The 10,562-nt window shown below is 66.8% G+C and carries 8 protein-coding genes and 2 tRNA genes; 4 read left to right on the forward strand and 6 right to left on the reverse strand.

Annotated features, from left to right (window positions below; genetic code table 11):
• The first annotated feature begins 62 nt into the window (after nt 1-62).
• A complete protein-coding gene (locus LGR54_RS22735; protein ID WP_230364241.1) occupies nt 63-1,382 on the forward strand; it encodes a protease in 1,320 nt (439 codons plus the stop codon).
• A gap of 159 nt (nt 1,383-1,541) precedes the next feature.
• Here the strand turns inward: LGR54_RS22735 and adiC are convergent, their stop codons facing one another.
• The 4 genes from adiC to LGR54_RS22755 form a co-directional block, all read right to left on the reverse strand.
• The gene (gene adiC, locus LGR54_RS22740) at nt 1,542-3,107 is read right to left on the reverse strand and encodes an arginine/agmatine antiporter (protein ID WP_230364242.1); all 1,566 of its coding nucleotides are present in this window, start codon (nt 3,105-3,107) and stop codon (nt 1,542-1,544) included.
• A gap of 27 nt (nt 3,108-3,134) precedes the next feature.
• Nucleotides 3,135-5,435: an Orn/Lys/Arg decarboxylase N-terminal domain-containing protein gene (locus LGR54_RS22745; protein ID WP_230364243.1), complete on the reverse strand. Its 2,301-nt coding sequence runs from the start codon at nt 5,433-5,435 to the stop codon at nt 3,135-3,137.
• Nucleotides 5,436-5,482: 47 nt separating this feature from the next.
• Nucleotides 5,483-6,874, reverse strand: coding sequence for an amino acid permease (locus tag LGR54_RS22750; RefSeq protein ID WP_230364244.1), 1,392 nt, complete (start codon nt 6,872-6,874; stop codon nt 5,483-5,485).
• Nucleotides 6,875-7,237: 363 nt separating this feature from the next.
• On the reverse strand, nt 7,238-8,581 hold the full coding sequence (locus LGR54_RS22755) for a YncE family protein (protein ID WP_230364245.1): 1,344 nt from the start codon (nt 8,579-8,581) through the stop codon (nt 7,238-7,240).
• A 465-nt stretch (nt 8,582-9,046) separates the two neighbouring features.
• On the opposite strand from LGR54_RS22755, the gene LGR54_RS22760 reads away from it, so the two are divergent.
• Nucleotides 9,047-9,295: a hypothetical protein gene (locus LGR54_RS22760; protein WP_230364246.1), complete on the forward strand. Its 249-nt coding sequence runs from the start codon at nt 9,047-9,049 to the stop codon at nt 9,293-9,295.
• Between the two features lie 116 nt (nt 9,296-9,411).
• Here the strand turns inward: LGR54_RS22760 and LGR54_RS22765 are convergent.
• A tRNA-Gln gene (locus tag LGR54_RS22765) sits at nt 9,412-9,486 on the reverse strand.
• A 187-nt stretch (nt 9,487-9,673) separates the two neighbouring features.
• On the opposite strand from LGR54_RS22765, the gene LGR54_RS22770 reads away from it, so the two are divergent.
• Together LGR54_RS22770 and LGR54_RS22775 are read left to right on the forward strand one after the other, a co-directional pair.
• Nucleotides 9,674-9,750 (forward strand) — tRNA-Pro (locus tag LGR54_RS22770).
• Nucleotides 9,751-9,819: 69 nt separating this feature from the next.
• The gene (locus tag LGR54_RS22775) at nt 9,820-10,047 is read left to right on the forward strand and encodes a hypothetical protein (RefSeq protein WP_230364247.1); all 228 of its coding nucleotides are present in this window, start codon (nt 9,820-9,822) and stop codon (nt 10,045-10,047) included.
• Nucleotides 10,048-10,382: 335 nt separating this feature from the next.
• On the opposite strand, the gene LGR54_RS22780 is transcribed toward LGR54_RS22775, so the two are convergent.
• The coding region (locus tag LGR54_RS22780) for a hypothetical protein (protein ID WP_230364248.1) at nt 10,383-10,562 on the reverse strand (180 nt) is incomplete at its 5' end.

The following is a 10,562-nucleotide window of genomic DNA, read 5'->3' on the forward strand; positions in this document are numbered from 1 at the left end:
CGTCCGGGCCGTGCGATAAGTTGGCGGACGGAACTCCTTGAATTCATTGACAGGTTCGGCCGGTGCTCAAGATCGCCTTCCTCCTCGTCGGCGCCGATGCCTTTCGCGCGCGCTGGTATGTGCTGCCGGCTCTCGGAGCCATCCTCCTGGTCCTGGCCAGCTTGCTCGCCCTCGACGCATCCGACGGCGTCACGCTGGTGACCAAGGAAGCCATGGGCGCCGTCTTCGTCCTCAACGGCCTGCTGGCGCTCTATGTGTTCGTCGCGCTGCCGCGCGAGGGGTCGCGCTACCTGTCTTTCGTGAAGGCAGCGGCGCTGATCGTGCTCGGCAGCCTGATCCTCGACTTTCCGCTGGAGACCCGGATCACCATCGCCTGGCTGTTCGGCTTCGCCTTCGCCGTCGACGGCGTCGGGCGCATCGCCACCGCCACCGTGCTGCGCTTTCCCGGCTGGCGGATACTGGCGGCCTGCGGGGTGGTCGAGCTGCTGCTCGCCCTGCTGATCGTCACCGAATGGCCGCTGTCGCACAACCAGAACATCCCGTTCTGCATCGCCCTGCTGCTCGGTCTGTGGGGCTGGCTGCTGGTGCGGTTCGGCCTGATGCTGCGCTCGCTGGAGGACGAGGCCTCGGCGATGAACCTGCCGATTTTCGCCGGACGCGGCTGGTACCAGAACGCGCCGGTGCTCATCGGCGGCGGCGAGCGACAGCCGGTCGAGCAGCCGATGATCGTGCATGTCTGGACGCCTGTCGGCTCGGCCTACCACCCGGAGCGGCGGCTGCTGGTCGACCGCTACATCGCCGCGGTGGACGGAAACGGCGTCATCTCCACCGGCCACGCCGCCTTGGAGATGCAGCCGGGCGTCTATATCAGCCACTACCCGGCGCAGGAGATCGACCGCTCGAGCAGCGATTTCGCCGCCGCGCTGCGCGCCACGGCGGAGAACGACCTCAAGGGGCGCTTCCAGCCCTCCTACGATTATGAATCGAAGGAATGGTGCCTGGCCGACCAGAATGTCGCGTTCCACAATTTCGACCCGCGCCGGCTGCGGGCATTCTGGGCCGGCTACCGGCAGGACGATACCTACAACCTCACCAACCGCAACTGTTCCGTCGTCGTCGCCGAGGCGCTCGATGCCGCGCTGGAAGGCTCCCTCGCCAGCAAATATCCCTGGGCGCGGCTGCTGAGCCTGCTCGCCAATCCCGACCTGTGGACCGCCGCGCTGATCCGCAGCCGCGCCAGCTCCATGACCTGGACCCCCGGCCTGGTGCTGGACTATGCGCGCATTCTCGTTCGCCTGACCCAGGCGCAGGAGACCGGCTGGAACGCCCGCCTGCAGCTGTTCCTGCAGAAACTGCGGCGTCGCCCTCAGGCATCGGCCTGACAGTGGGGCCTCGCACCGAGCCGCTCGCGTGAACGCCCGGGCGAGATAGACACCAGGCCGACGACCGGAAGACGCAGGAGGTTCCGACGTCCCCGCCCTTTTCGCGGGCGGGATGGCTGGCGGCGCTCCGGTGTACCGGGCCGCCAGCCCTCGTCGGTGTCACGGCGCGACGGGTGTCGCCGTCCCGGACGGCGGTAGCACCGCCTCGGGCGAGCCGGGCGTCGGCGTGAGCGTCACGTCCGGCGGGGCCGGCGAGCGGGTGCGCAGGTTTTCCGCCCGGCGGTAGCCGACCGAGAACCAGAACATCGCCGCCAGCGCCACGATGGTCACCGTCACCGTCCCCCAGCGGATCCAGCTCGGCGCGTGCCCGCCCGGCGAGATGTGCCGCTCCTCGATCTCGCGCTTGCGGGTGATCGCCGCCGAATAGAACACGATGGTCGCGATCACGAAGATCAGCGACCAGCGCGTCTGCTGTCCGTCGGATCCCACCAGCGCCGCCAGGCTGTAGATCGCCGCCGCGAGGCCGATCAGCACGTACCAGCCATAGGCGCGGGCCGACATCTTCTTGTAGCCCAGCACTTTGATCGAGATCGCCGAATAGATGTAGGGCAGCAGCGTCATGATCACCGCGATCGAGGCGATCTTGCCGAACTGCTCGCTGGCGGTCGGCGACATGGTGGCGAACACCTGCACCGTCATGATCGCCGCGACGATGGCGAGGCCGGCCGACGGCACGCCCTTCGAGTTCACCTTGGCGAAGATCGAGGCGAACAGGCCGTCATCGGCCGCCGCCTTGGCGGTCTGGCCGACCAGCAGCGTCCAGCCGGCCAGCGAGCCGAGGCAGCCGAGCGCCGCGCAGATGGCGACGACCGAACCCGCGGTCGGCCCGAGCGCCAGCGCCGCGGCGTCGGCGAACGGCGCCGAGGAGGCGATCAGCTCCTTGTTGGGGATCATGCCCATGATGACGCTGGAGGAGAGGATGTAGGCGACCGCCGCCAGCACCACGCCGCCGACGGTGGCGATGGGAACGTTGCGCTGGGGATTGTCCACCACGCCGGCCGAGACCGAGGCGCTCTCGACGCCGATGAAGGCCCAGAGCGTGAAGTTCAGCGTCGCCATCACCGCCGACCAGCTGCTCTGGCCCGAGACGTTCCAGCCTTCCGCATAGGTCTCCGGCGAGAACCAGAACCAGCCGAAGATCGCCATGCCGAGGATCGGTACCAGCGCGAAGCTGGTGGTGAAGGATTGCAGCCGGCCAACCACGTTCGGCCCGAGAATATTGGCGTAGGTGAAGAACCAGATCACCGCCACCTGCGCCAGCGCCGAGAAAAGCGGCTCCCGCAGGATCGGGAAGAAGCTGGTCAGGTAGCCGAGGCCGGCCACGGCCAGGCCGACATTGCCGACGACGTTAGCCAGCCAGTAGATGAGGTTGGTCTGGTAGCCCATATAGTCGCCGAACGCCTTGCGCGTATAGGCGTAGGGACCGCCGGCCGCCGGATCGATCGAGGCGAGCTTGGCGAAGGTGATCGCCAGCGCCACCGCGCCGACGATGGTGATGAGCCAGCCGAACACCGCGATCGATCCGATCGCGGCGAGATTGGCCGGCAGCATGAAGACGCCGGAGCCCATCATGTTCCCGGCGACCATGAGCGTGGCGGGGATGAGCCCGATCTTCGCCGAGGCGGCGACGCCCGTACCGCCCGATGCCGTGTCCGTTGCAGCCATTTTCGTGCCCCCGTTTTCCGGTGCGTGTCAGCGAGCGAGGCAATAGATGCGGTAGGCGCCGTCCTCGACCTCGACGCCGTGTGTGTCGTGAGTGAAGCCGGGGAATCGCCGGTCATAGGCTTCCAGCGACTTCAGATAGCCGAGCACCGGCCCGTCGATGGGGCCGGCATTCTCGCCGGGCATCAGCAGCGGGATGCCCGGCGGATAGGGCACGACGCCGGTGGCGACGGTGCGGCCCGCCAGTTCGTCCAGCGTCACCTGCTCGACCTCGCCGCGCACCAGCCGCTCATAGGCGCGCACCGGGCTCATGTCGGGCCGCGGCAGCACCGAGAAGCCCGCCGCCATCATCGCCGTGGTCTGCAGCTGGTCCATGGCCGAGAACATGGTGTCGGCCAGATCCTTCAGGCCCATGCCGGCATAGCGGTCGGCGTGGTCCTCGATCAGCGCGGGAATGGCAAGCTCGAGCGGCGCGTTGGCGTCGTAATCGCGCTTGAAGTCGCACAGCGCGCTGACCAGCGAGCCCCATTTGCCCTTGGTGATGCCGAGCGAAAACAGCACGAGGATGGTGAAGTCGGTGGTCTTCTCCACCACGATGCCGCGGGCGTCGAGATAGGCGGTGACGAGGCTCGCGGGAATGCCGACCGGCATCAGCCCGCCGCCCGGGGCCACGCCCGGCGTCACCACCGAGACCTTGATCGGGTCGAGCATGCAATAGCCATCCTCGATCTCGCCGAAGCCATGCCAGGCCGCGCCGGGCTTCAGCACCCAGCAGGACGGATCGGAGGCCAGCGAGGCGGGCGAGGCCTCGTGGAACGGCGTGACGCGGCCGGTCTTCGGGTCGCGCACCGTGTCCGGCTGCCAGCAATCGAAGAACCAGTCGCCCTGCTCGGCGGCCTCGTTGGCGAGGCGGGAGAGCATCTGCCGGAAGGCCACGGCCTCCTCGATCGCCTCGCCGGTCAGCGCAGCGCCGCCGGGCCCGTCCATCATCGCCGCCGACACGTCGTTGGAGGCGATGATCGGATAGAGGGGCGAGGTCGAGGCGTGCATCATGAACGTCTCGTTGAAGATCCCGTGCGGGATCGCCCGCCGTCCGTCGCGCACATGGATGAAGGAGGCCTGCGACAGCGCCGCCAGCAGCTTGTGCGTCGACTGGGTGGCGAAGACGGTCGGCTTGTCGGCCGTGTGCGCCTTGGGATCGCCATGCATGGCATGGCGCTCGCGATACATCGGGTTGAAGCGGGCATAGCCGTACCAGGCCTCGTCGAAATGCAGCCGGTCGACGCTGGCCCCGAGCAGTTCCTCCACCCGCGCGACGTTGTAGCAGAGGCCGTCATAGGTCGAGTTGGTGATGATGGCGTGCTTGGGCTCGCGGTCCTCGATCCCGGCGGCCAGCGGGTTGTCGTCGATGAGCTGCCGGATCGCCACCGCGGTCAGCCGTTCGGGCGGGATCGGCCCGATGATGCCGTAATGGTTGCGCGTCGGCACCAGATAGGTCGGGATCGCCCCCGACATGGTCATGGCGTGCTCGGCGGACTTGTGGCAGTTGCGGTCGCACAGCGCGATCTGGTCGCGGCTGACGCTCGCCATCAGGATCACCCGGTTCGACGTCGAGGAACCGTTGGTGACGTGATAGCTGCGATGCGAGCCGAAGACGCGGGCGGCGTATTTCTCGCTCTGCCCGATCGGCCCGGAATGATCCAGCAGCGAGCCGAGTTCGCCGACCGAGATCGACAGGTCCGAGCGCAGCAGCGGCTCGCCGAAGAATTCGAAGAAGGCCCGCCCCGGCGGCGATTTCAGGAAGCCGGTGCCACCGGTATGGCCCGGCGTGTGCCAGGAATATTCGTGCACGCGCGAGAACTGCGCGAGCGCCTTGAGCATCGGCGGCAGCACATGGTCGCGATAGCGCTCGATGGCGGCCTGGATACGCCCGCCGACGAAGTCGACCGTGTCCTCCAGCAGCCAGACGAAATCGTCCACCTTCGCCATCACGGCGGCCGGTACGGTGGAGGCGACGCTGCGGTCGGCGAGCAGGAAGGTCGGCACCGTGCCGTTGCGGTGGCGCAGCGCCTCCACGACGGCGACGGAGGGACCGTGGCCGTCGGTGCCGAGATCCCAGTCGAGCAGCACGCATTGCAGCGCGGGATCGGAGCGGATGACGGAAATCGCGTCATCCGCGGTGATGGCGGTGATGATCTCGATGTGCCGCCTTTGGAGCTCGTCGATCAGCGAGCGCACCGCCCGCCCGGCGGCACTGTCCTCGCGGATTTCATCGTCGATCACCAGTGCCTTCATGCCGAGGCGACGGTGTCTTTCGGTCGAGAGCGTCATGTCCGCTTTCCTTGAGATGACCGCGGCCCACGTGGCCGCCGTGAGACTCAGGCACGCATGCCGGTTTCCCGCCCGCCGCGCTGGGCGAGATAGAACGGCAATCCGAACAGCAGGAGCAGCAGGCACCAGAGCCCGGCACGGGGGCCGCCGCCATAGATGGTCCACATGGAGAAGCAGAAGGCGATGACCGCCGCCGGCCGGTAGGGGCCGAGCCGCAGTCCCGCCCATTCCGGGCCTGCCGTGCGGGCCAGCGACACGAACAGCGCGCCCTCGACGAGGCTGCAGAAGACGTAGGGCACCATCGCCGCGCTGGTCGACAGGTCGACGGCGAACTTATAGATCGTCATCAACCCCGACACGCCCGAGGTCTGCAGGACCAGCAGCGCCGACGCCAGTACCATCGAGATGAGGATGGCGTTCTGCGGCGCATCCTTGGCGTTCAGCCGGCCGAAGAGCCGGGGGAACAGGCCGTCGGACGCCGCCGCCAGCGGCACCTGCGACATCAGCAGCGTCCAGCCATTGAGCGCGCCGAGCGAGGACAGCACCACCGCGCCGGCCACGACTTTCCCCGCCCACGGCCCCCACATCGCCGTCGCGGCGTCGGAGAACGGCGCCGCCGAGGCGGCCAGCGCCGCGCGCGGCACCGTGCCCATCACCACCAGCGTGCCGAGGATGAAAACCGCCGCGCACAGGATGGTCCCGAGCACGGTGGCGAGCGGAATGGTCCGGCGCGGATTGACCACGTGTCCCGCCGGGACCGTCGCCGATTCGATGCCGAGGAAGGCGAACATGGTCAGCGGCGCGGTGGCCGACACCAGCCCCAGCACCGACAACTCGCTGGGATTGGCGGGCGTGAGATTCACCGGCTCGACCCACAACAGTCCCACGAGGGCGATGGCAATGAACGGCACCAGCTTCAGCGTCACCGTGACGATCTGGAAGCGGCCGGCATCTTTGACGCCGCGCAGGTTGACGACGGCCACCAGCCACATGGCGGCCAGCGCCGTCGCGGTAAAGCCGGCAGAGCCGCTCTTCAGGGCGGGAAAGAACACCGCGAGATAGCCGGAGAACGCCATGGCGATGGCCGGCAGCGAGGCCCAGATCGAGATCCAGTAGGCCCAGGCGACCAGGAAGCCGGCGAAGGGTCCGAAGGCCATGCGGCTAAAGGCATAGGGACCGCCGGAGGCGGGGGCGATCCGCGACAGCCGGGCGAAGACCAGGCCGAGGCACATCGCCGCCGCCGCCATGGCCAGCCAGCCGACCAGCGCCGCCGCCCCGTAGGGTGCCAAGGCGGCGGGCGACAGATAGAAACCGGAACCGATCACGTTGCCGACGACCAGCGCGGTGCACGCCCAGAGGCCCAGCGTGGCGGGAGCCATCGCGCCCGTGTCGGGCTCGGAAGCGCCGGCCGCTCCGTCGACCTTGAACGGTAGATTCATGCCCGCCCCCATGCACCGTGTCGGCTGCGCTCTGCGAAACCATTCCTCCGCGTATCCGCGCGAATGGAAAACACGATGACACTGAGCAGGCTAACGGCAGAACGATGCCGAGGAAAGATGCCTTGCACGTGCTCGGAAAATCTCTCCGCAGGCACCGTTCACGATCCCGGACGGCCACGATGGAGGTACTTTACTACATTTCACCCGCCGCGGCACCAGGGCACCGCTGAATTCCCGGCAAGCGCCCGCGTGGAGCAAGCGCCCGCATAGAGGCGGACCATGCCGCCTGCCGGCCATGATGAGCACGCCGCCCGAGGGATCCGGCCTCCCCGGGCGGCCCGACACGCGGCCGGTTGGCTCGACCTACCTGCTGGAGAAGCCGCCGATCATGTAGGATTCATTGCCGATCTGCGTCACCCGGCCGGCGACCTTGTAGCTGTCGAGATCGACCAGCCAGACCACGCCACTGCCCGACTTGCCCTTGGGCGCGCCGCTGATCGCGGCGTACCGGCCGTTGCCGGCGAAGGCCACGCCGCGCGGCCGCGACGGCTCGCCCGTGGGGGTCTCCAGCGTGATGCGGGCCAGCTCCGCCGGCTGGCCCGACAGGGCCTTGGCCACATCGATGATGGAGAGATTATTGGTGCGGAAATTCGTCACCACGACGCGCTTGCCGTCCGGCGTGAAGGCGGCGACGAAGGGGCGGGTCTGCACTTCCGGATTGCTGGTGCCGACCAGGATGCGCGCCGCCTCGCCCTTGCCGGGCTCGCGCAGCGCCGCCTCGACGTCGATGATGGAGATGGTGTTGGCCTCCTTGCCGTCGCGCGCGCTTTCGCGCGAGGCCACCGCCACCAGCTTGCCGTCCGGGCTGGTGGTGATGCCGAAGCCTCCGGCCTGGACCGGGATCCGCGCCACCTCCGCATCGGCCTCGCCCTTGAGCGCCTTGGGCAGGCTGATCACCGACACGTCGTCGGTGCCGCCATTCGCCGTGAAGATGGTGCCGCCGCCGATCGGGCTGATCGTCACGCCATTGGTGTCGGGGAAGCAGCCGAAGGCCAGATCCGGCGCCCGGTGGGGAATCGTCGCCGGCGGACAGTCGTGGCCGGGCTTGCCATAGGCCTGCTCGACCTTGTGGATCACCTTGTTGGTGGCGAGATCGACGATATTGATGTGGCGGCCGCCATCCTCGTTCCCCGGCCCCTCGGCATGGGCGAGGATGCCGTATTTCTGGTCGGCCGAGACTGCGAAACCGGTGGCGCCGGAGCCTTCGGAATCGATGAAGGCCTCGACCGCGCCCAAGGTGCCGTTATTCGCCGGATCGAGCGCCTTCACCAGATCGACCACCGTGACCGAACCGGGATGGCCGTGCTGGAACGCCGCCGCATCCTCCGGCTTCGACTTGCCGGAATGGTTGACGACATAGGCGCGCTTCTGGTCCGGCGAGATCGCGATGATGATCGGCTGGCCGCTGGCGATGGTGTCGAGCTGGCCGGTCCCCTTGCCGTCGATATCCGGCGTCACCCGCAGCCGGTTGATCACCGCGTTCGGCGTCCCGTCATTGGCCGGATCGACGGCCTTTTCCACGTCGATCACGATGGCGGTGTTGTCCCACCGCCCGGTCGCGAGAATGTAGTCCTTGGCACTCACCTGTGTCGCCCCGGCTGCGAGGGTCGCAAGCACGGAAGCGCTTGCGAGGAAGGTTCTGGTCATGGCGTTTCCTCATGGATGAGGCAATGCCGTCCGTCCCGGTCCATTGGCTTTTGCATGAGCATGCCGGGCGCATTGGCAGCATACCTCGGTGACGGCTCGCTGTTGCGGCGAACCTGCGAGTGACTTTTGTCACAAATGAATTCTGCATTCATTATTCATTTCATGCAAGATCGCAAAGGGAGTGCCGCCGCCGACGATGCCTCTCCGCCACCGTCAGGCTTGCCCTCCGCACATCTCCAGGACTTCATCAATGTCCGCTTCGTTGACCGTGATGGGCTCCGTGAAGTTGGCCTCAGGGGCTACGGAAGGGGATGGCTGGGCGTTCGTCTGCATGGTCGCGGTTTCCTCGTTTGCAAAATCGAACCATGAGAACGAAATGCGAACAAATGCCCCTCGCTGGAATTTAGTTCTTGATTTGTTCGCGACAAAAGGCGGACTGTGCACCCACCCAACGGAGCCGCCCAGATGCCCAAGAAAACCTTCTACGTCGTTCAGCCTTTCGAGGCGGGCAAGCGCGGTGCTATAAAGGCCGGCATCCCGATGGAAGTCCGCAGCGCTGCCGATGCCGAACGAGTCGCTCGGCGCATGAGCATGGTGAAGCTCGGAGCCATCGCGTTTTCAACTGATGTCGAACCGGAAAGCGGCGATGCGGACCCGCCGGTGCTTATCGCGACCTTTGGGCAGGTCCCCGACTCGGTGATGGAGCCGAGCTAGCACGGCAGAAGCAATCCCCGTTGTCCGAAGACGCCGTCGCGCGGGTGTATTCGTGGGTGTATTTGGCGGGTGCAGCTCAAGAATTATCTCATTTATTTCAATAAGATAATGAAAAGTGGCTGGGGCGGGAGGATTCGAACCTCCGCATGGGGGAATCAAAATCCCCTGCCTTACCGCTTGGCGACGCCCCAACACTGCGCGACCTCGACGAGGCAGACCGTGCGGGCGCGGACATAGCCACAGGAATGCGCCGCTTTCAACCTTCATGCGCATATGGGACGGTCGGACAAGGGGGCGTCATCAACAGGCTATGTGAAGAAGTGCGATGCCCCGCTTGCAGCCCGGCGCATCCCCGTGCTAGAGGCTCGCCCGCCACGTCGGAGTGTAGCGCAGCCTGGTAGCGCACCTCGTTCGGGACGAGGGGGTCGCAGGTTCAAATCCTGCCACTCCGACCAAGTGGCATCTGACTTCCTGTTCCCGACAGGAACCACCCCGGCAGATATCCGACAGAAGCAGGCCTGCTGATGGCTGCCGCCGGTTTCATCTTCGAGCACATCCAGCCCAACGAGCACGCACTCGACGGCCAGCTGAAGCGCATGATCATCGTCGTCGCTGATAGCGAAGAAGATGCCGCAGGCTTTATTCGCAGGGACTTCCCGGCGGGTGAGTTCACGCTTGATTCGAGCGGAGACGATCCCTTGAGTATCGCGAAGCGGTGGGGCCTTTCCTTGGGCCATCCCGTCGTCATGTGATGTCGCGGACGAGGGGGCCGGCCGCTGGAAGTCACTTTCTGGGGAAGGCCGCCACCGGATGGGCGAACCTCAGATCCTCCACCATCCGCTGAGCCTGATCGACCCGCGAACACTTGGATATGTTTTCCGCCCCCGCACTCCGCAAGCGCGGCCCGGTTGATGCCGGTCGCTCGGAGCGACCGCGCCTCCGGACGCCCATGGCTTGAGAAGATGCGCGCAAATTCCCGCGCGGATCATGATGAGGGCGCCGCCAGTGAAACGCCGCCAGACGGCCGGTGCGAACACACCTGCTCATCGGGCCATCGTCGGTCAGGTCGCGGCCGGCCGCTGCGCAGCTAGGTAAAGAGGAAATTGCTGCTGGTGAGATCGGTCAGCTTGGCGTTCTGCAGCACGATGCCTTCATGGCCGTCCCAGATCACCACATCGGTGCCGCTCTGAAACGCCGCCGTCATCGCCGCACCGATCGAGGAGAAGATCGCGCTGTCGAACACCACCCGGTCGCGCGTCACGTTCCA

The sequence above is a fragment of the Ancylobacter sp. Lp-2 genome (assembly GCF_020523795.1).
Taxonomy (GTDB): domain Bacteria; phylum Pseudomonadota; class Alphaproteobacteria; order Rhizobiales; family Xanthobacteraceae; genus Ancylobacter.

Coding starts and splice junctions, on each gene's coding strand:
- adiC (WP_230364242.1), bottom strand. CDS start 3,107: ATGGCTGCAACGGACACGGCATCGGGCGGTACGGGCGTCGCCGCCTCG.
- LGR54_RS22745 (WP_230364243.1), bottom strand. CDS start 5,435: ATGACGCTCTCGACCGAAAGACACCGTCGCCTCGGCATGAAGGCACTG.
- LGR54_RS22750 (WP_230364244.1), bottom strand. CDS start 6,874: ATGAATCTACCGTTCAAGGTCGACGGAGCGGCCGGCGCTTCCGAGCCC.
- LGR54_RS22755 (WP_230364245.1), bottom strand. CDS start 8,581: ATGACCAGAACCTTCCTCGCAAGCGCTTCCGTGCTTGCGACCCTCGCA.
- LGR54_RS22760 (WP_230364246.1), top strand. CDS start 9,047: ATGCCCAAGAAAACCTTCTACGTCGTTCAGCCTTTCGAGGCGGGCAAG.
- LGR54_RS22775 (WP_230364247.1), top strand. CDS start 9,820: ATGGCTGCCGCCGGTTTCATCTTCGAGCACATCCAGCCCAACGAGCAC.